Origin of the sequence: Streptomyces sp. NPDC050704 (assembly GCF_040654355.1) — a bacterium.
In the GTDB taxonomy this organism is placed as follows: domain Bacteria; phylum Actinomycetota; class Actinomycetes; order Streptomycetales; family Streptomycetaceae; genus Streptomyces.
This window is the reverse complement of the sequence record NZ_JBFAHW010000030.1, coordinates 86,212-105,028: the sequence shown is the minus strand read 5'-3', so window position 1 is coordinate 105,028 and position 18,817 is coordinate 86,212. Positions and strand designations below refer to the sequence as shown.

Genomic DNA, 18,817 nt, shown 5'->3' with positions numbered 1-18,817 from the left:
GGCGTTTGAGGACGAGGCCGTTCAGGCCGATTGCGGGGGTCTGGGGGCGCAGCCCCCAGGGGACGGGTATGGGTAGGGGCGGCGGGGGCGAAAGACTCAACCCCGTACCGCCCGTCCCACCTCCGCCCGCAGCGCCACGAACTCCGGCAGTCCCCGCGTTCCGATCTGGTCCCGCTTTTCCGGCAGCGCGACCGGCAGGTCGAGTACGACCCTCGAACCGGGACCGGCCGAGAGGACGACCACCCGGTCCCCCACGTACACGCTTTCGTCGATGTCGTGGGTGACGAACACGATCGTCGTCCCCTCCGCCCGGTGCACCCCGAGCAGCAGATCCTCAAGGTCCTCCCGGGTCTGCGCGTCCAGGGAACCGAAGGGTTCGTCCATCAGCAGCAGCGAGGGGCGGCAGACCAACGCACGGGCGATGGCGACCCGTTGCTGCATACCGCCGGAGAGCTGCCAGGGATGCCGGCGCCCGGCGCCGCCAAGACCGACCCGTTCCAGCATCCGCTCGGCCTCGTCCCGCCGCTCGGCCCGCCCCATGCCCCGCCTCCGCAGGGGCAGCGCGACGTTCTCCCGGACGGACAGCCAGGGAAACAGGGAGCGCCCGTAGTCCTGGAAGACGACGGCGAGACGGTCGGGCACCCCCGTGACAGGCTCCCCGTCGATGGTGACGGCCCCGTCCCGCGTGGGCAGCAGCCCGGCGATGGTCCGCAACAACGTCGACTTGCCGCACCCGGACGGCCCGACGACGCACAGGAGTTGGCCGTCGGGGACGGTGAGGCTGATGTCGCGCAGGACCGGGTGATCCCCGTACCACTGACCGAGGGCGTCGAGACGGAGCATGCGGGTCGTTCACCTGTCCCGGGGGTCGGGCACACCGTCGCCACCGCCGGTGACGCGGACATGGAGCAGGAAGGGCCCGTCGTCGTCTCCGTGGCCGGACAGGGCCCGGTCCAGGGCGACGGGCAGGTCGGCGGGCCGCTCGACGTACGCCCCGGGGCAGCCGAAGCCCGCAGCGACCTGGACGAAGTCGATACCCCCGATGTCCGTCCCTGGCACGGGCGCGATGTCGATTCGGCGGCCGAGGGCGCGTACGGCGGCGTATCCGCCGTTGTCGAGGAGGACGTACGTGACGGGCGCCCGGTGCCGCGCGGCGGTCCACAGGGCCTGCACGGAGTAGAGCGCCGAGCCGTCGCCGACCACGCACACCACCCGACGCCGGTCGGCCAGCGCGCGCCCGACGGCGAGCGGCAGCCCCCAGCCGAGCGCCCCGCTGCCGGTGGTGAGGAACCCGCCCGGCTGATCGATCCGCACGCGCGCGTGGAGCGCGTCGCGATGGCTGGGCGCCTCCTCCACCAGGACGCGTTCACGCGGCAGCCGTTCCTGGACCAGGTCGAGAACCAGCTCCGGCGTGATCAGGCCCGTACCCGTAACCGCACGCCCGGGAACGGGCGTCGGTCGCGGCGGGGGCGGTTTGCGGTCCGACTCCCCCACCAGCGCGGCGAGTTGTCCGACGGCGGGCTTGAGGGTCGTGACGATGCTCGTGCCCGTCGGCAGCCATGCCGCCTGCCCGGGGTCGCAGTCCAGATGGAAGAGCTCGGTGTCGGCGGGCAGCGGCGGGCCCTCCGTGTGGAAGTGGTACGTGAACAGGGGCGCCCCCAGGGCCACCACCACGTCGTACGGCTCCAGGCAGGACACCAGCCGGTCGGCGGCGGGCGGCAGGAAGCCCTGGAAGAGCGGATGCGACTCGGGGAAGCCGGAGCGCCCGGACATCGGGCTCATCCAGACGGCGGCGCGGGTGCGTTCGGCGAGGGCGCGGACCTCGGCGGACGCGTACTCGTCGTCGACTCCCGGCCCCACGACCAGCGCGGGCCGCTCGCAGGCGTCGAGGCGCGCCGCCAGGGCGGAGAGCGCGCTCGTGTCGGCGGTGAACGCGCTGTGCACCGTGCGCGGTTCGACGGGGGCGGCCGGCTGGTCCCAGTCGTCCTCGGGGACGGAGACGAAGACGGGGCCGCGGGGAGGCGACATGGCGATGCGGTGGGCCTCGGCGAGTACGGCGGGCACATCGGCGGCGCGGTCCGGCTGGCGGCTGGACTTCACGTACGGGCGCGGGAACTGGACCGGATCGTCGGCGCCGAGGAACGGCCTCAGCTGGGTCAGGGAGCGTGACTGCTGGCCGGCCATCACGACGAGGGGCACGCGGTCGCGGTACGCGTTGAAGACGGCACCCAGTGCGTGGCCGACGCCGCCCGCCGAGTGAAGGCTGACGAGAGCCGCGCGGCCTGTGCCCAACGCGTGTCCTGCGGCCATACCGACGGCGACGGATTCCTGTAGGCCCAACACATACGTGAAGTCGTCGGGCCAGTCGCGGAACATCCGTAGCTCCGTGGAGCCGGGGTTGCCGAAGACGGTCGTCATGCCGGTCTCGCGGCAGAACCGGACGACGGCTTCCAGGACCGTCCCTGTCGTCCGGGCCGGTCCCGTCGCACGCGTCGCACGAAGCCGCCCCTCCTGACCTGTCGTTCCCGATCCTGTTTCCGTCATGCGGGCCTCCCTCTGCCGAGCAGTCGCTTCTCGACCGCCAGCAGGCCGGTGTTGAGTACGTATCCGAGGGCGCCCAGGAGTACCAGTGCGGCCCATACCGTGAGCAGGTCGGAGCGCGACTGGGCGTCGGTGAGTGTGAAGCCGATGCCGTTGGCCGTGCCGGGCAGCAGTTCCGAGAAGACCATGAGGATGAGCGAGAGCGAAAGGCTCAGGCGCAGTCCCGCGAAGATGCGGGGCAGGGCGGAGGGCAGGAGCAGGAGCCACAGTCGTTCGGCCGTGGTCAGGCGTAGGACGGCGGCGACTTCCAGGCGTAGGGGGTCGGTGTTCCGGGCGCCTTCCGCGGTGTTGATCAGTACGGGCCAGACGGCGCTGAAGACGATCGACGCGAGTTGCATGGGCGTGCCGAAGTCGAAGACCACGACGAAGACCGGGACCAGGGCCGGCGGCGGGACGGCTCGGGCGAACTGCAGGACCGGGTTGCAGAGGGCGTAGGCGCGGCGGGAGCGGCCCAGCGCGATACCCAGGGCGATGCCGGCCGCCGCGGCGATCATGAAGCCGGTGGCCATGCGGGCGAGGCTGGGGAGGATGTTGTCGATGGCCGCGGTGGTGAGGAAGACGTGGGTGACCGGGCCGGAGAACCACAGGTCGTAGGTGTGGCGGGCGATTTCGTGGGGTGGGGGGAAGTAGATGCTGTCACGGGTGTGGGCGGCCAGTTGCCAGGCGGCTACGGCCGCGGCCAGTACGGTCCAGCGGAGCAGGGCGCCTCGGGCCGCGGTGGCCCGAGCCGCGGTGGCCCGGGTCACCGTTCGGCTCCGCCGTCGGCCGTATGGTTTTCGCCCCCGCCGCCCCTACCCGTCCCATCCCTGGGGGCTGCGCCCCCAGACCCCCCTATCGGCCTGGACGGCCTCGTCCTCAAACGCCGGACGGGCTGAGTGGTGTCTGGGCGGGTTGAAAGGCTGAGCCGCTCCCGGTGTTCCGGTGTCCACGGAAACAGCCTGCGCTCGCCCCACACCAGGGCGCTGTTGATCGCCAGCCCCAGCGCACCGGCCCACACCACCCCCGCCAGTACGTCCCGCGTGCCGTCCGTCGCCAGGCCCGACTGGGCGATGAAGATGCCCAGGCCCTCGCCGAAGCCGGCCAGGATCTCGGTGGCGACGGCGAGGATGAGGGCGATGGCGGCGGAGACGCGGATGCCGGCGGCGATGAAGGGGGCGGTGCCGGGGAGTTCGACGCGGAGGAGGACGGCGAGGCGGCCGAAGCCGAAGGCGCGCAGGGTGTCCTTGGCCAGAGGGTCGGTTTCGCCGAGGCCGTAGACGGTGTTGAAGAGGATCGGCCAGACGGAGGCGTACGTGATGAGCGCGACCTTCGTCTCCGTTCCGGAGCCGAGCAGCAGGGACACCAGCGGGATCAGCGCGACGGACGGCAGCGGCCGCAGGAACTCGACGATGGCGCGGACCGCCTCGTCGACCACGGGCACGCTGCCGAGCAGCAGGCCCAGGGGAACGGCGATCGCGCAGGCGAGGCCGAGGCCCAGCGCCCAGGCGCGCATCGTGGCGCCGACGCCGTCCAGGAAGACGGAGTCGCCCGCCAACTCGACCGCGCGGGCCAGGACTTCGGAGGCGGGCGGGAGGTAACTGCGGCGTACGAGTCCGGCCCGGCTGACCGCCTCGCACAGCCCGAAGGCGAGCAGCACGCCGAGCCCGCCCAGCAGCAGCTCCTGCCGCCGTCTCACCCACGCCACCTCACACACGTCACGCCGCACAAATCGCGTCACACAAGTCACGTCGAACGAGCCGCTGCCCACGGGCGACCGCCCGCGAACCCCACGAACCGCCTCACTCGACCAGCAGCGTCCCCGGGTCGATCGCCTTCTTCAACAAGCCCTGTTCCTTCATGAGCCGGGTCAGCCGGCTCAGTTGGTCCACGTCCGTCGTCGCGGGGTAGGCCGGCAGGCGGATCGACTCGGCCTGATCGTCGGTGACCTTCGCGTACTTGGGCAGTTCCGCGCGGACGGCCTGCTGATCACGCGTGGCGAGTTTCGCGGCCGCGGCGATGACCCGCTGGAAGGCGGCCGCGGTCTTCGGGTTCTCGGCGGCGTACCGGCCGGTGGTGACGTACCCGCTGATCGGGATGGACTCCACGGGCGCTGAGCCGCCGTCCACGAGCACGCGAGCGTTCAACTCGCCCTGGATCGCGCTGTTGAAGGGCTCGGCCGCGTGCACGGCGTCGACCTGACCCTTCTCCAGCGCGGGGCCCATCTGCGGGAAGGCGATCTGCCGGTACTCGGGCCGCCCGGCACCCCGCTCGTCGAGGATCGCGTTCAGGGTGAGTGACTGGATGTTGTTGAGGATGTTGACGGCGACCTTCTTGCCCTTGAGGTCGGCGACGCTCCTGATGTCCGAGTCCTCGGGCACGAGCACGTCCATCATGTGCGGCGCGACCCTGGCTCCCTCGGCGAGGACGCGGACATCGAGGGTGCCCTTCTCGTGGGCCTGGAGGAAGGTGACGTAATTCGCGCTCGCGATGACGTCGACCTGTCCCTTCGCCAGCGCGGGCAGCGCCTGGATGCTCTGCTGGACGGGCTGGATCCGCACGTCGAGACCCTCCTTCTCGAACAGGCCCCGGCTCTGCGCGAGATAGAGCGGCGCGTCGTCCGCCAGCGGGAGCGCGGCGACCGTGATGCTCGATCTCTCCAGCCCGTTGCCTCCCTCGCCGCCGGAGCCGGAGTCGTCGGAGTCACCACCGCAGGCCACCACGGCCATCGCCAGCGCGATGACGGCGGCGATCGACTTTCCCGTACGAGTGGAGACCCGGCGCGTCAGCATGCGCGCATGATGCCCGGATCTTGACGTGATCACCACACACTTATGCGCCGTTCCCGCACCTCTTCGGTGAATGCGAAAGCACATTCGCGGTGCGGGTGTGACGCGAGCGTTCCGACCTCCCGGCTCCCCTGGGTCCCGGGAAACCTCCCGAGGCAAGGGTTGACGATCCATTGACCTGCAACTTAGGTTTGCCTTACCTAAGTAGCGAACGCCTTCGAAAGGTCAACTGCCCATGAGACCCGCCCTGTTCGCCCGTGCCACCCGTATCGCAGCCGTCGGCGCCACCGCCGCCGCGCTGACAGTCGGGCTCGCCACCTCCGCCTCGGCCGCCACCGCCACCCGGTCGGTGACGGTGAGCGGGACGACGTACAACCTGTCCCTGACGGCTCCCGACGGCCTGTCGTCCGCCGGACAGAACATCACCGTCTCCGGCAGCGGCTACAACACCGCCCAGGGCGTCTACGTCAGCCTGTGCGTGATCCCCGAAGGCGTCGTCCCCGGCGACCCCTCGACGTACACCACCCGGCCGACCCCCTGCCTGGGCGGCGCGGACCAGTCGGGCACGACGGGCGCCTCGCACTGGGTGTCGAACCTCGGCGGCGGCACGGTCGCGAACAGCTCTCGCTACGGCACCGGCGGCTCGTTCAGCGTCAGCGTGCACGTCAACCCGAACATCGCCGCCGGCCAGGTCTGCGGCACGGACGTGGACTGCGCCATCATCACGCGCGCCGACCACATGGCGAGCGGCAACCGCTCGTACGACGTCTACCTCCCGGTCTCCTTCTCGTGACCGCGTCCTTCGGGGCCCGGGGGCGGAGCGCTCTGCTCCGCCCCCGGGCGGCGGGCGCTCTCGCCGGGATCACCGGGGTGGTCCTGACGGTCGTCGTCGTCAGCGCCTCCGCCGGTGCCGCCGGTGCCGCGGACCCGCCCGAGCCCGACGGATACGAGCAGTCGGCCCGCAGCACGTCCGTCGGCAAACCGATGGACCTGCTGCTGCACCCCGAGTCGGGCAAGCTGTACGTCGGGGCCGACACCGTCGCCGGTACCACGGGCGAGAGCCTGGCGGGGCTCTACGTCGTCGACCCGGAGTCGGGGCAGGTGCTGAACCGGGTGCGGAACTCCCCCGGCAGCACGGGGCAGCCCGCGCAGCTCCCGGCCAAGCGGTTCGCCGGACCGCTGCCGGGCGACGGCGTGCGCTATCTCGTCGGGCTGCGCGGCATCGCGGCCGCGAAGGACGGTGACCCGGCGGGCCGCGGGGGCTGGCTCACCGGCACGTCGATCACGCAGGCCAAGGCCGGTGCGAAGGACGGCACGGTGGTGGTCGTCCGGGGGACGAAACTTGAGGAGGTCGCCGTCGGCGAGACGGCGGTGACCGTGGAGCGCTCCCTCACGCTGCCGGCGGCCGGCGGACCGCTCGCCGTCGACACGGCCGCCGGGCAGATCTGGGTCGCGGACAACGCCAACAGCCTGCTGCGCAGGGTCGATTCGGCCGGGTTCGCGCTGGACGGCAAGGAGATCCCGCTCGGCGCGGGGGCCGCGGTGTCCTTTCTGGAGTGGGACACCGGGCGCGGGGTGCTGTGGGCGGGGCGGGGTACCGCGCTGGAGGTGTACGACATCTCCTCCGGCAAGCTCGCCGCGACGTTCGAGGCGAAGCCCGGCGACTCCATCGGCGATGTCGCCGTCGACCCGCGCTCCGGCCAGGCGTTCGCGGTGTGGCAGGACTTCGGCAATCCGCCGGAGGAGGGCGACGGGGTCGGGCAGCTCTCGGTGTACGACACGGCGACGCTGAAGGACACCGGCAAGGGCGCCGAACTGCCGGGTTACAGCGGCCAGTTGGGCAGCTCGTCCATCGCGGTGACACCGGGCGGCGATTCGGTGTTCGTCGCGAGCCCGGCCGACGCCTCGCTCACCACGTTCCGGGCACCGGTGCCGCCCTCGTCCTCGCCTTCCACGCCACCGTCGTCGTCACCGTCCGACTCGGCGTCACCGTCGCCCTCGCTGTCGGCCTCGCCCACTCCCTCCGGCGGGACACCCGACCCGGATCCCGGCGACACCGGGCCGGGCACCGACCCGACCGGGACCGGCACCATCGTTCCCGTGGACGGCCCGAGCGCCGGCGGAGGCAGCGTGGGCGGCACCGGCGGCGGCGCGCAGTCGACGACCGGCGGCGGCTCACTGACCACCACCGGTGACGGTTCACTCGCCTCGACCGGTACCGACGTGCTGCTCCCCGCCGCGGCCGGCACCGCCGCGCTGCTGACCGCCGGCACCGCCGCCGTTCTGTGGCGCCGCCGCCGGACGAGCGGAGGATAGCCGTCCCCGCACGAAGGCCCGCAGCTCAACGAGACGGCCCCGACAGGGGCTCGTATCAGTGCTGTTGGGCCTTCTGCGGTGTCACCTCGCTCGGCCGTACGACCACATAGCCCTCACCCTGGAGCATCAGCTGGACCGCCTCGCCCGAGCCGCCGCGGATCATCGAGCCGATGGACTGCGAACGGTGCAGCGAGGTCTGGAGGTTGGCCGTCCAGCCGACGATCGCGTCCGTGTCGACGTACACCGGCTGCTGCGGCGAGACCGGGATGACCAGCGGGTTGCCCTCGCAGACGAGGCCGAGCGAGCCCTGCCCGGTGAAGACGCTGTTGAACAGGCCGCCGCCGGTGATGCCCGCGCCCTTCACCGTCTTGATCTCGTACTTCAGCGAGGCGTCGAAGCACAGGACGTTCCGGCCGTTGACGGTGAAGACGTCGCCGGGGTCGATGTCGACGATGAAGCAGTTCTGCGCCTCGTGCGCGAACCAGGCCTCCCCCTGCCCGCGCACCGCCATGAGGGGCAGCCCCTCGCCGGTGACGGCCCGCTTGAGCATGCCGCCGACTCCCTGGCCCTTGCGCTCGAACTGCAGGTTGCCGCGATAGGCGATCATCGCGCCCTGCCGGGCGAGCATCTCGCCGTTGACCGTGTACTTGACCGACTTGGCGTTGTGCACGCTCATGCCCACCGCGGTGGCCGGCTGCACCATGTACTCGCTGGAAAACAGATCACCCTTCATCCCGGCATCCTGTCCCGGACGCGCCGCTTCCACCATCCTGCTACGGAATGAAAGGTGGGGCGGCCGACGCCCGCTCGCGTCGACCGCCCCTGTGGGGCCTTGCGGCCCACCCTGTGGGGGGTGGCTTTTCGGTCGGCCGTCCGGTCAACCGTCACTGACGGATGATCAGAAGGTCAGCTTCCAGCCGTTGAGGCTGCCGGTGTCCGAGGACGCCACGTCCTGGACGCGCAGCTTCCACGTGCCGTTGGCGGTCTCGCTGGAGGCGTTCACGGTGTAGGTGGCGCTGACGTTGTCGGCCGAGTCCGAGGTGCTGGAGGCCTTCAGGCGGTACGCCGTGCCGTCCGGGGCGATGAGGTCGATCACCAGGTCGCCGCGGTAGCTGTGGGTGATGTCCACGGCCACCGGGAGGGCCGAGGGGGCGCTGCCCGTACGGCCGGTGACGGCGATCGAGGACTCGACGGCCGAGCCCGCGTCGGGGATCGCGACCTTGGTGGTGCTGGCGAACGTCGTACCGGTGGAGCCGCCGGAGCCGCTCACGGCCTGCACCGTCTTGGTGGCGTCGGCGAGACCGGCACCACAGCCGCCCGAGCAGGCGCCGGGCAGGGCACGGGAGTTGGTCTTGATCGCCGACTCGATCTGGGCCGGGGTCAGCGAGGAGTTCGCCGACTTGGCGAGCGCGGCGAGGCCCGCGATGTGCGGGGCGGCCATGCTGGTGCCCTGATAGTACGCGTAGGACTCCGAGGACGGGCCCTGCGCACCGGAGTTGAGCGTGGACAGGATGCCGTTGGCGGTGCCGGTGCTGGTCTGGCCGCCCGGGGCCGCGATGTCCACGACCGAACCGAAGTTGGAGTATGAGGCCTTGGCGCCGGTGCGGCTCAGCGCGGCGACGGAGATGACGTTGCCGCAGCTCGCCGGCGAGTAGTTGGCCGCGTTGGCGTTGCTGTTGCCCGCCGCGACGACGACCGTGGTGCCACGGCTGACGGCGTTGTTGATCGCGGTCTGGGTGGCGGAGGTGCAGGCACCGCCACCGCCCAGGCTCATGTTGATGACCTTGGCGACGTTGGCGTTGGCCGGGACGCCGGAGACCGTACCGCCGGACGCCCAGGTGATGGCGTCGATGATGTCGGAGTCGTAGCCGCCGCACTTGCCGAGCACGCGCAGCGGGGAGATCTTCGCGTTGTACGCGATGCCCGCGACGCCCTTGCTGTTGTTGGTGACGGCGGCGATGGTGCCCGCGACGTGGGTGCCGTGCCAGGAGGAGGTGCTGGCCGGGTCGCCGGCCTGGCACTCGTTCGCGGCGGACCAGTCGCCCGGGTCGGCCGGGTTGCTGTCGCGCCCGTTGCCGTCGACCGAGACCGCGGTGTCGGAGATGAAGTCGTAGCCGGCCACGACGTTGGCGGCCAGGTCGGAGTGCGTGACGTAACCGGTGTCGATGACGGCGACGGTCACGCCGGTGCCGGTCGCGGTGTCCCAGGCACCCGGCACGCGCATGCCCGCGGTGGTCTCGAACAGGTCCCACTGCTTGCTGTACTCGGTGTCGTTCGGGTCCGCCTGCGGCTTGTTGAGGCGGTCCGCCACGACGTATGCGACCTGCGGGTCGGCCTGGTACTCGGCGACGACGTCGGCGACCTCGGCCTTGCTGAGCTTCTCCCCCAGGTCGACGAGCGCGGCACCGGTGCCGAGGCGGCGCTGGAAGTCGAGGTTCTCGCCCGCTTCCTTGCCCTTGGCCTCGGCGTCCGCGGAGGCGGCCTTGTTCGACTTGGCCTCGGTGGCGCCCGACTTGTAGCCGACGATCAGGCGCTCGGCCGGGGCGGCGACGGCCGCGGCGGCGGTCTTCGCGGCCTTCTCGGTGGGAACGGCGGTTGCCGGGCCGGCCAGCGCGAGGGACGTGGCGGTCCCGGCCAGCAGCGTCGCGGAGATCGCGGCGACGGATATGAGCTTCCGTCTCGCAGGTCTTTGAGTGCGCAAGAGTGTGCCTTTCGTGGCCGGCTCCGGGCAGCGCGGAAGGGCGGTGCGGAGCAGCTGCGGTCACCCCTTGGTCAGAGGGGCGCGTTCGATTCGCTTCGTCGTCGAAGCGGCGGGGGTGCAATCGAGCAGGCGCGGCGGCCGGCCAAGCGCGAGCGACCTTTCAGGGGTTACCTGTGGGTCAACTGTGGCTCGAACAATAGGGGGAGCCTTTATCCCGCGGATACGGGGAAAACCCTCGATCCAAGCCCCGGAACCCCTATGGGGACTGGCCTGTCGGCGGGAAAGCACCCTTTCTTGACGTTCGATCCCGTCTCGCCGGGAAGGGGCACACCCGAGCGAGAGGTTAGGGTACCCTAAGTCGCCATTGGCCCCTCGCCGAAGGAAGTGCCCATGAACTCGCCGCGCCCGGCCGCCGCTTCGTCACTCTCCCGCCGCGGCGTCCTCACCGCGGCCGGCACCCTCGGCCTCGGCGGACTGCTCACGGCGTGCGGCGACGGTGAGGGTGACGGGGGCGACGGCGGGGACGCCGAGGGCTCGGCGACCGGCCGGGCCTGGAGTTTCAAGGACGACCGCGGTACGACGGTCCGGGCGGACAGCACCCCGAAGCGGCTGGTCGCCTACATCGGCGCGGCCGCGGCCCTCCACGACCTCGGCGTCGAGTGCACGGGCGTCTTCGGCCCCACGAAGCTGGCCGACGGCGAGCCCGACCCCCGGGCCGGCGGTGTCGACGTGGACAAGGTGACCATCCTCGGCAACACCTATCCCCAGTTCAACGTCGAGCGGTACGCCGCGCTGCGGCCCGACCTCCTGATCGCCCAGATGACCGTCCCGCCCGCGCTCTGGTACGTCCCCGAGGAGTCGGCCGAGAAGATCGGGTCACTCGCTCCCAGCGTCGGCATCCGCACCGCGGAGAGCTCGCTCACACAGGTGATCGCCCGCTTCACCGAACTCGCCGCCTCCCTCGGCGCCGATGTGAAGGCCGACAAGGTCACCGCCGCCAAGAAGGGTTTTGAGACGGCCTCGGAGAGCCTGCGCCGGGCCGCCAGGTCGCGCGGCGCCCTGAAGGTCATGGCGATCTCCGGGGCGGCCGACATTCTGTACGTCGCCGCCCCGGACGCCTTCACGGATCTGCGCTACTACAAGTCGCTCGGCGTCGAGTTCGTCATTCCCACGAAAACCGGCGAGGGCGGCTTCTGGCACGAACTCAGCTGGGAGAACGCCGACATGTACGAGGCCGATCTGATCCTCGTCGACAACCGGGCGGGCAACCTCCAGCCCGCCGAGCTGACGAAGACCAAGCCGACCTGGGCCCGCCTGCCCGCCGTACGGGCGGATCAGACGATCCCGTGGGCCAACGAGGAGCGGTTCAGCCATGCCGGGTACGCGCCGCGCATCGAGCAACTCGCGGCGGCGGTCGAGAAGTCGAAGACCGTGACCGCGTAACGGCCCGTGACCGCGTGACGGCCGGGGTTTCCCGGCGGGGCGTCAGCCGTCGTCGCGGGGGGCGTCAGCCCTCGCCGTCGTCGGTGGCCGCGAGGAACTGCGTGGCGGCGAGTTCCGCGTACAGCGGGTCGGCGCCCACGAGTTCACGGTGGGTGCCCACCGCGCGTACCCGCCCGGCGTCCATCACGACGATCCGGTCGGCCATGGTGACCGTGGACAGCCGGTGGGCGACGACCAGGACCGTGGTCGTACGGGAGACATCGGCCACGGTGTCGCGCAGCGCGGCCTCGTTGACCGCGTCGAGCTGGCTGGTGGCCTCGTCGAGCAGCAGCAGCCGGGGCCGTCGGAGCAGGGCGCGGGCGATGGCGACGCGCTGCCGCTCACCGCCGGAGAGCTTGGTGCCGCGGTGTCCGACCAACGTGTCGAGACCCTTCGGCAGCCGGTCGACGAGCGAGTCGAGCCGGGTGGTCTTCAGCGCGTTGAGCAGATCGCCCTCGTCGGCCTCGGGATTGCCGAGCAGGAGGTTGTCGCGGAGGCTGCCGGAGAGGACTGGCGCGTCCTGCTCGACGTAGCCGATGGCGGACCGGAGCTGGGACACGTCCCAGTCGGTGAGGTCGCGGCCGTCCAGCGTGATGGTGCCCGTGCCGGGGTCGTAGAACCGCTCGATGAGCGAGAACACGGTGGTCTTGCCTGCGCCCGACGGCCCGACGAAGGCGGTCATGCCGCGCGGCGGGACGGCGAACGTCACGCCGTGGTGGATGTACGGCAGGTCGTCGGCGTACCGGAACCGGACGTTCTCGAAGGCGATCGCGGCGGGTTCGGCGCCGGGCAGGGGCAGTGGCGCGGGCTCGGCCGCCGGTTCGGCGGGCAGCTGCCGGGCCTCCTCGATGCGGGCCAGGGCGGCCGACCCGCTCTGGTACTGGGCGACGGCTCCGACGACCTGCTGGATCGGCGCCATCAGGTAGAAGACGTACAGCAGGAAGGCGACCAGGGTGCCGATGTCGACGGCCCCGGTCGCGACCCGCGCCCCGCCCACGGCGAGCACGGTGATGAACGCGACCTGCATCGAAAGACCGGCCGTGTTGCCGGCCAGCGCCGACCACTTGGCGGCCCGCACGCTCTGCCGCCACGACTCCTCGGCCGCCGCGTGCACCGCCCGCTCCTCGCGGTGCTCGGCGCCCGAGGCCTTGATGGTCCGCAGCGCCCCGAGGGTCCGCTCCAGCGAGGCGCCCATCGCCCCGACGGCGTCCTGCGCCTGCCTGCTGGCCCGGTTGATCCGCGGCACGATCACGCCGATCACCGCGCCCGCGACCAGGACCACCGCCAGGGTGACACCCAGCAGCACCGGATCGACGAAGCCCATCATCACGAGCGTCGCCACCAGCGTGAGCCCGCCCGTGCCGAGGCCGACCAGCGAATCGGTGGTGACCTCCCGCAACAGCGTGGTGTCCGAGGTGATCCGGGCCATCAGATCGCCGGGCTCGCTCCGGTCGACGGCGGTGATCCGCAGCCGCAGCAGATGCGAGGCCAGCGCACGCCGGGCACCGAGCACGACGGACTCGGCGGTGTACCGCAGCACATACGAACCCAGCGCCCCGAGCCCGGCGTTGACGACCACCAGCGCCGACATGGCCACCAGCGCACCGGTTATCGACCGGTCGTGCCCCAGGTCGTCGATCAGCGACCGCGCCACCAGCGGCAGCGCGAGCCCGGCGGCCCCGGTCACCAGCGAGAGAACGGCACCGGCGAACAGCGCCCAGCGGTGCGGGCGTACGTAGGCGAGCAGGAGCCGCCACGGTGGCGTGCCGGATGTGCCGGGCGAGCCGGATGTACCAGGCGAGCCGGTCTTGACGGACGCCCCGGAATCCGGCATGGCGCTTCCCCTCGATAGCGGTTGGTGCAGTATCACCCACAGCACCGACACGGCCCGGCGAATTCCGGCGCGCGGGACCGCACAGGGCCGCGCGAGGGACGGGCCCCTTCGGCCCTCGACCACCAGGACTCACCAGGGGCTCGCCGGGGGCTACCGCAGGCGCGGCAGCGCGTCCCGGGCCGCATGCCCGAGTACCCGCAGGTCGTCCGTGAAGCGGTCCCGGTGCGAGGCCGGCAAGGGGTCGAGGAAGTAGCGCCGGATGTTCTCCAGGTGCACCTGGGACGCACGGACCACCGTCTCCTCGCCCAGCGGCGTGAGCCGGACCAGCCGGCCGCGCCGGTCGCTGGGATCGTCGGTCCGCTCGACAAGACCGGCCGCCGCCATCCGGTCGACCAGCCGCGTCACGCCGCCCGTCGTCAGCACCTGTTCCTGCCCGATGGCCCTCATCGACAGCCCCGCGCCGTCCGTCCGGCCCAGGATCAGCAGCACCTCGAACATCAGGTGGCTGATCCCGCACTCCTCCTCGATCGCCCGCCCGAGGATGTACTCCAGCCGGTTGGCCACCCCCAGCAGCCGCCCGAACGACACGATCAGTTCGTGGTCCGCCGCCTCCTTCGCCGTCGCGATCCCCGCCTGCTCACCCACGGCTGCGCCGCCCCTCTGTCGTCCCGGGTCCACTCGGTCGTCTCCCCGTGTCCACTCGCCTAGATCATGCCGTGACCGGAAGGCGCACGACGATGAGCCGGCGCCCACGCCCCGGCCGCGGCCCGCCCACCCGGCCGCTCTGCGGCTGCGCCCCGTCCCCCGCCGGGCGATGCTGATCCTGCCACTGAGACCTACGCCACACCCGCGGTGCGAAATATCTGACACGTCAGCTACTGTTTCAGCAGGCGAACGGCACACCCCACGTTCGTTTCCACGGCAAGGAGCTTTCCGCATGAGCGCGCTGGAATTCACCGTCCTCGACCTGGACTTCCCCGCAGGCAGCAAGAACAAGACCGCGACCCTGGTCACCGGTGAGCGCGAGGCGCTGCTGGTCGACGCCGCGTTCACGCGGGCCGACGGTCACCGGCTGGCCGCCGAGGTGCTGGACTCCGGGAAGACACTGACCACCGTCTTCGTCAGCCACGCCGACCCCGACTTCTACTTCGGCGCCGAGGTCATCGCCGACGCCTTCCCCGACGCCGTGTTCGTCGCCACCCCGATCGTCATCGAGCACATCAAGCAGTCCTACGAGGGCAAGCTCAAGGCCTGGGCGGCCCTCGGCCCGAACCTGCCCACCCGGCTGGTCGACCTCACCCCCCTGACCGGCGACATCACGCTCGAAGGCCAGAAGTTCGAGCTCAGGGGCGGGACCGACGCGCTGCCCGACCGCCACTACCTGTGGCAGGCCGAGTCCCACGCTCTCCTCGGTGGCGTGCTGCTCTTCCAGAAGGAGCACGTCTGGGTCGCCGACACCGCCAAGGCCGAGCAGCGCGCCGCCTGGATCGACCTGCTCGACGAGATGGCCGCGCTGAACCCGCGAATGGTCGTCCCCGGCCACCGCCTCCCCGGCACTCCGGCCGACGCGAGCGCCATCACCGCCACCCGTGAGTACCTCGTCGCCTTCGAGGAGGAGCTCGCCAAGGCCGCCGACGGCGCCGCGCTGACCGAGGCGCTGGTCAAGCGCTACCCCGAGAACGGCATGCTCATCGCCGCCCAGATCGGTGCCAAGGTCGCCAAGGGCGAAATGACCTGGGGCTGATCGCGATGACCGACCGGACCACCGGGCAGGCCACCACCTTCGCCACTTCCACCGCACCCGCCGACGTCGTACGCCGTCAGTACCTGGCGTCGGCCGCCGGTGACCTCGAAGCCCTGCGCGCCACTCTCGCTCCGGACGTGGAGTGGACCGAGATGGCGGGCTTCCCCCTCGCGGGGACCTACCGCACCCCCACCGGGGTCACCTCCGGCGTGATGGAGAAGCTCGGCGCGGACTGGGACGGCTGGGCCGCCCACGACGACACGTACGTCGTGGACGGCGAGAACGTCGTCGTCCTCGCCCGCTACACGGCCACCAACAAGGGCACGGGCAAGCCGATCGACGTCCGCGTGGCGCACCACTTCAAGGTGCGCGGCGGCCTGATCGTCCGCTTCGAGCAGTTCGTGGACACCGCCAAGGTCCGCGACGCCATGTGACCGCGGTCGTGTCGGCGAACCAGTGAGGGTGAGGGCGGGGACAGCCGCGGCCCGCTCCCCTCACCGTTCGCCGAGACGAGGAGCGAGCCGTCCGGGCCCACGGCGAGACCGGCGAACCGGCGTGGCGGACCGAGCCCGCCGCCGACGGCCACCACGTCGACACGGTCGTGCGGCGGCCCTGCCGCTGTGGGGCGCGCCAGGCTCCGGCGGCTCGTGCCGCTACAACACTCCGGTGACCGCCGTCGTGGTCTCCACCGCGTCGCGCCACGTCGAGCGGACCGCGATGGCCTGCCGCCAGCCGCGGATCACCTTCGGCGGCATACCGACGGCGAGCACTCCGGTCAGCCGTTCGCCGATGCGGTAGGCGACCACGAACCGGCGCGCGGCCAACTCGCCCTCGACGACGGCGACTTCGTCGTGCCCGCGCAGATACCCGAACGCCTGCACCTTCATGTCGTACTGGTCGGACCAGAAGTACGGCACCGGCGCGAACGGCCTGCGGGCCTGCGGGGCGGCGAGCAGGTTTCGGGCGACGGCCATGCCCTGCTCGGCGGCGTTCGTCCGGTGCTCGATCCGCATCGACGTACCGAACAAGGGGTTGTGCCAGCGGGCGACGTCCCCCGCCCCGTACACACCCGGCGCGGCGGCGCTGTACTCGTCGCACACCAGCCCGTCGCCCACCGTCAGGCCGCTGCCCGCCAGCCACTCGGTGTTCGGCACGGAACCGATGGCCACCAACACCTCGTCGGCCTCGACCAGTTCACCGTCCGCGAGCCGCACCCCGGCCCCGGTCACCTCGGCCACCGCGACCCCGGTGCGCAGGTCCACGCCGTTCTCCAGGTGGGCCGCCGACAGCACCCGCCCGACCTCCTCGCCGACCGCGTGGGCGAGCGGCACCGGCGCCGGTTCGAGCAGCGTGACCTCGGCGCCGAGGCCCCGGGCCACCGCGGCGGCCTCCGCCCCGAGGAACCCGGCCCCGACCACGACCAGCCGCCGCCCCTCCCCCAGCCGGTCCCGCAGCGCCAGCGCGTCGTCCAGGGTGCGCAGCACATGCGCGGCGCCCTCGCCGGGCAGCCGGCGCGGACGGACCCCGGTCGCCACGACCAGACCGTCGTACGCCACCCGTGTGCCGTCGGCCAGCAGCACTTCACGCCCGTCGGGATCGAGCCCGGTCGCGGCGGAGCCCAGCCGCAGATCCAGGTCGAGCACGTCAAGATCGGCCGGCGAGCGCAGGGCCAGCCGGTCGGGATCCCAGTCCGCGGACAGGACCTGCTTGGACAGCGGCGGGCGGTCGTACGGAGCGTGCGGCTCCTCACCCACCAGGGTCAGCGTGCCGTCGTACCCTTCCCGGCGCAGTGTCTCGACGGCCGCGAGTCCGGCCGCCGAGGCACCCACGACGAGAATCCGCCTCACTGGTCCACCAGTCGGATCGCCGCCGCCGGGCAGACCGCCACGGCCTCGCGCACCCCGTCGAGGAGTTCGTCGCCGGGCCGCTCGGCCAGCAGGATCGCCACACCGTCGTCGTCCCGCTGGTCGAACACCTCCGGAGAGGCCATGACGCACTGTCCCGACGCGACACATTTCGGTTCGTCCAGTTCCACACGCATGATCTTTTTCCTTGCTCTTTCGGTACGTTCGCCTGTGGGGAGGCCGGTCACCAAGCGACGGGCAGGGACTTGACGCCGTACGTGGTGCCGCTGTGGTCGAACTCCAGCCGGTCGACCGTGGTCGCCAGGCGCAGGGTGGGGACGCGCCGGTAGAGGGTGCCGTAGACGACCTGGAGTTCCAGGCGGGCGAGGGACTGGCCCAGGCACTGGTGGGGGCCGTAGCCGAATGCGTTGTGCTGGCGCGCGGGCCGGGTGACGTCCACCTGCTCGGCGCCGGGGAACGTCTCCGGGTCCCAGTTGGCGGCGTGCAGGTCGATGACCAGGCCGTCTCCGGCGCGGATGACCTCGCCGCCGATCTCGATGTCCTCGGTGGCGACCCGGCGTAGGCCGACCTGGACGATGCTCAGGTAGCGCAGCAGTTCCTCCACCGCACCCGCGACGGTCTTCGGGTCCTCGGAGTCGCGTACCAGGGCGAGTTGCCCGGGGTTCTCCAGCAGGACGAGGGTGCCGAGGCTGATCATCGTCGCGGTGGTCTCGTGGCCGGCGATGAGCATCGCGACGCCCATGTGCACGGCCTCGCTCCGGGTCATGTCGCCCGACTCGACCCGCCCCGCCAACTCGGACAGCACTCCCTCGCCGGGGTTGCCGAGCTTCTCACCGACCAGCCTGTCCAGATAGCCGTGCAGCGCGGTGCTCGCCGCGCGTGACTCCTCCGGCGGCGCGGCACGGTCGAGCGCGAGGCTGCTGTTCTTCTGGAAGAACTCGTGGTCGTCGTACGGCACTCCCAGGAGCTCGCTGATCACCAGCGAGGGCACGGGCAGCGCCAGCGCCGTCAGGAGGTCGGCCGGATTGGGTCCGGCCAGCATGTCGTCGATCAGACCGTCGACGATCTTCTGGATCGGGGCCCGCATGGCCTCGATCCGCTTGATGATGAACGGTCCGTTGACCGTCCGGCGCAGCCGGGTGTGCTCGGGGGCGTCCGTGTTGACGATGAGTTCCGGGGTGAACTCCGCGATCTGCTGCCGGTACTCGGTCACGAACGGGAAGTTGCCAGGGTTCTTGTCGTTGGCGCTGACGCGGGGATCGGCGAGGAGAGCCCGCTGCAGGGCGTGACCGGTGACGAGCCAGGGCTCACTGCCGTCCCAGATACGGACCCTGCGGAGCGGGTTCTCCGCACGCAGCGCCTCCACACCCGGCGGCGGGGCGAACGGGCAGCCCGCCGCCCTCGGCATCGGGAACTCGGGCATCGCCTGCGCCGCGCCGGACGCGGTGTCGTCCAGTGTCTCGGTCATGTGACTCCTCGGTGGGGGGACTCCGCCGGAGCGGAGCAGGA

The 18,817-nt window shown here is 71.6% G+C and carries 17 protein-coding genes; 5 read left to right on the top strand and 12 right to left on the bottom strand.

Features of this window, described 5'->3' with window-relative positions; all coding sequences use genetic code 11:
- Positions 1 to 96: 96 nt before the first annotated feature.
- From AB0I18_RS19705 to AB0I18_RS19685, 5 genes are all read right to left on the bottom strand, one after another.
- Positions 97 to 843, bottom strand: coding sequence for an ABC transporter ATP-binding protein (locus tag AB0I18_RS19705; RefSeq protein WP_363106796.1), 747 nt, complete (start codon positions 841 to 843; stop codon positions 97 to 99).
- 9 nt (positions 844 to 852) lie between these two features.
- Positions 853 to 2,544 (bottom strand): benzoylformate decarboxylase, encoded by a 1,692-nt coding sequence (gene mdlC, locus AB0I18_RS19700; protein WP_363106795.1) that lies wholly within the window; start codon positions 2,542 to 2,544, stop codon positions 853 to 855.
- Positions 2,541 to 3,347, bottom strand: coding sequence for an ABC transporter permease subunit (locus AB0I18_RS19695; protein ID WP_363106794.1), 807 nt, complete (start codon positions 3,345 to 3,347; stop codon positions 2,541 to 2,543). The genes mdlC and AB0I18_RS19695 overlap by 4 nt, the downstream gene beginning before the upstream one ends.
- Positions 3,344 to 4,276 carry an ABC transporter permease gene (locus AB0I18_RS19690; RefSeq protein ID WP_363106793.1) on the bottom strand — a complete coding sequence of 311 codons (933 nt, stop codon included), beginning with the start codon at positions 4,274 to 4,276 and terminating at the stop codon, positions 3,344 to 3,346. The genes AB0I18_RS19695 and AB0I18_RS19690 overlap by 4 nt, the downstream gene beginning before the upstream one ends.
- A gap of 103 nt (positions 4,277 to 4,379) precedes the next feature.
- Entirely contained in the window at positions 4,380 to 5,369 is a 990-nt protein-coding gene (locus AB0I18_RS19685) for an ABC transporter substrate-binding protein (RefSeq protein ID WP_363106792.1), read from the bottom strand.
- Positions 5,370 to 5,601: 232 nt separating this feature from the next.
- Here AB0I18_RS19685 and AB0I18_RS19680 point away from each other — a divergent pair, with 232 nt between their 5' ends.
- Positions 5,602 to 6,159 carry a hypothetical protein gene (locus tag AB0I18_RS19680; RefSeq protein WP_363106791.1) on the top strand — a complete coding sequence of 186 codons (558 nt, stop codon included), beginning with the start codon at positions 5,602 to 5,604 and terminating at the stop codon, positions 6,157 to 6,159.
- The gene (locus tag AB0I18_RS19675) at positions 6,156 to 7,682 is read left to right on the top strand and encodes a hypothetical protein (protein WP_363106790.1); all 1,527 of its coding nucleotides are present in this window, start codon (positions 6,156 to 6,158) and stop codon (positions 7,680 to 7,682) included. Before AB0I18_RS19680 ends, AB0I18_RS19675 begins: the two co-directional genes overlap by 4 nt.
- A 55-nt stretch (positions 7,683 to 7,737) precedes the next feature.
- On the opposite strand, the gene AB0I18_RS19670 is transcribed toward AB0I18_RS19675, so the two are convergent.
- Entirely contained in the window at positions 7,738 to 8,415 is a 678-nt protein-coding gene (locus AB0I18_RS19670) for an AIM24 family protein (protein ID WP_363106789.1), read from the bottom strand.
- A 165-nt stretch (positions 8,416 to 8,580) separates the two neighbouring features.
- Positions 8,581 to 10,383 (bottom strand): S8 family serine peptidase, encoded by a 1,803-nt coding sequence (locus AB0I18_RS19665; protein ID WP_363106788.1) that lies wholly within the window; start codon positions 10,381 to 10,383, stop codon positions 8,581 to 8,583.
- 390 nt (positions 10,384 to 10,773) lie between these two features.
- Here AB0I18_RS19665 and AB0I18_RS19660 point away from each other — a divergent pair, with 390 nt between their 5' ends.
- On the top strand, positions 10,774 to 11,826 hold the full coding sequence (locus tag AB0I18_RS19660; protein ID WP_363106787.1) for an ABC transporter substrate-binding protein: 1,053 nt from the start codon (positions 10,774 to 10,776) through the stop codon (positions 11,824 to 11,826).
- A gap of 64 nt (positions 11,827 to 11,890) precedes the next feature.
- Here the strand turns inward: AB0I18_RS19660 and AB0I18_RS19655 are convergent, their stop codons facing one another.
- The gene (locus tag AB0I18_RS19655) at positions 11,891 to 13,699 is read right to left on the bottom strand and encodes an ABC transporter ATP-binding protein (RefSeq protein WP_363106786.1); all 1,809 of its coding nucleotides are present in this window, start codon (positions 13,697 to 13,699) and stop codon (positions 11,891 to 11,893) included.
- Positions 13,700 to 13,849: 150 nt separating this feature from the next.
- A complete protein-coding gene (locus AB0I18_RS19650; protein WP_363106785.1) occupies positions 13,850 to 14,344 on the bottom strand; it encodes a MarR family transcriptional regulator in 495 nt (164 codons plus the stop codon).
- Positions 14,345 to 14,636: 292 nt separating this feature from the next.
- Between AB0I18_RS19650 and AB0I18_RS19645 the strand changes: the two genes are divergently transcribed.
- Complete coding sequence (locus AB0I18_RS19645; RefSeq protein WP_363106784.1) at positions 14,637 to 15,443, top strand: MBL fold metallo-hydrolase; 807 nt, start codon at positions 14,637 to 14,639, stop codon at positions 15,441 to 15,443.
- A gap of 5 nt (positions 15,444 to 15,448) precedes the next feature.
- A complete protein-coding gene (locus AB0I18_RS19640; RefSeq protein WP_363106783.1) occupies positions 15,449 to 15,877 on the top strand; it encodes a nuclear transport factor 2 family protein in 429 nt (142 codons plus the stop codon).
- A 219-nt stretch (positions 15,878 to 16,096) separates the two neighbouring features.
- On the opposite strand, the gene AB0I18_RS19635 is transcribed toward AB0I18_RS19640, so the two are convergent.
- From AB0I18_RS19635 to AB0I18_RS19625, 3 genes are read right to left on the bottom strand one after another with little or no spacing between them, the layout of a single operon-like run.
- Positions 16,097 to 17,290: an FAD-dependent oxidoreductase gene (locus AB0I18_RS19635; RefSeq protein WP_363106782.1), complete on the bottom strand. Its 1,194-nt coding sequence runs from the start codon at positions 17,288 to 17,290 to the stop codon at positions 16,097 to 16,099.
- Entirely contained in the window at positions 17,287 to 17,484 is a 198-nt protein-coding gene (locus AB0I18_RS19630; protein WP_363106781.1) for a ferredoxin, read from the bottom strand. The genes AB0I18_RS19635 and AB0I18_RS19630 overlap by 4 nt, the downstream gene beginning before the upstream one ends.
- A gap of 47 nt (positions 17,485 to 17,531) precedes the next feature.
- Positions 17,532 to 18,776 carry a cytochrome P450 gene (locus tag AB0I18_RS19625; protein WP_363106780.1) on the bottom strand — a complete coding sequence of 415 codons (1,245 nt, stop codon included), beginning with the start codon at positions 18,774 to 18,776 and terminating at the stop codon, positions 17,532 to 17,534.
- Positions 18,777 to 18,817: the final 41 nt, after the last annotated feature.

What these genes read in the sequence shown, in the direction of transcription:
- mdlC (WP_363106795.1), bottom strand. Translation starts at nt 2,544, where the DNA reads ATGACGGAAACAGGATCGGGAACGACAGGTCAGGAGGGGCGGCTTCGT.
- AB0I18_RS19625 (WP_363106780.1), bottom strand. Translation starts at nt 18,776, where the DNA reads ATGACCGAGACACTGGACGACACCGCGTCCGGCGCGGCGCAGGCGATG.
- AB0I18_RS19655 (WP_363106786.1), bottom strand. Translation starts at nt 13,699, where the DNA reads ATGCCGGATTCCGGGGCGTCCGTCAAGACCGGCTCGCCTGGTACATCC.
- AB0I18_RS19645 (WP_363106784.1), top strand. Translation starts at nt 14,637, where the DNA reads ATGAGCGCGCTGGAATTCACCGTCCTCGACCTGGACTTCCCCGCAGGC.
- AB0I18_RS19640 (WP_363106783.1), top strand. Translation starts at nt 15,449, where the DNA reads ATGACCGACCGGACCACCGGGCAGGCCACCACCTTCGCCACTTCCACC.
- AB0I18_RS19660 (WP_363106787.1), top strand. Translation starts at nt 10,774, where the DNA reads ATGAACTCGCCGCGCCCGGCCGCCGCTTCGTCACTCTCCCGCCGCGGC.
- AB0I18_RS19630 (WP_363106781.1), bottom strand. Translation starts at nt 17,484, where the DNA reads ATGCGTGTGGAACTGGACGAACCGAAATGTGTCGCGTCGGGACAGTGC.
- AB0I18_RS19685 (WP_363106792.1), bottom strand. Translation starts at nt 5,369, where the DNA reads ATGCTGACGCGCCGGGTCTCCACTCGTACGGGAAAGTCGATCGCCGCC.
- AB0I18_RS19670 (WP_363106789.1), bottom strand. Translation starts at nt 8,415, where the DNA reads ATGAAGGGTGATCTGTTTTCCAGCGAGTACATGGTGCAGCCGGCCACC.
- AB0I18_RS19705 (WP_363106796.1), bottom strand. Translation starts at nt 843, where the DNA reads ATGCTCCGTCTCGACGCCCTCGGTCAGTGGTACGGGGATCACCCGGTC.
- AB0I18_RS19680 (WP_363106791.1), top strand. Translation starts at nt 5,602, where the DNA reads ATGAGACCCGCCCTGTTCGCCCGTGCCACCCGTATCGCAGCCGTCGGC.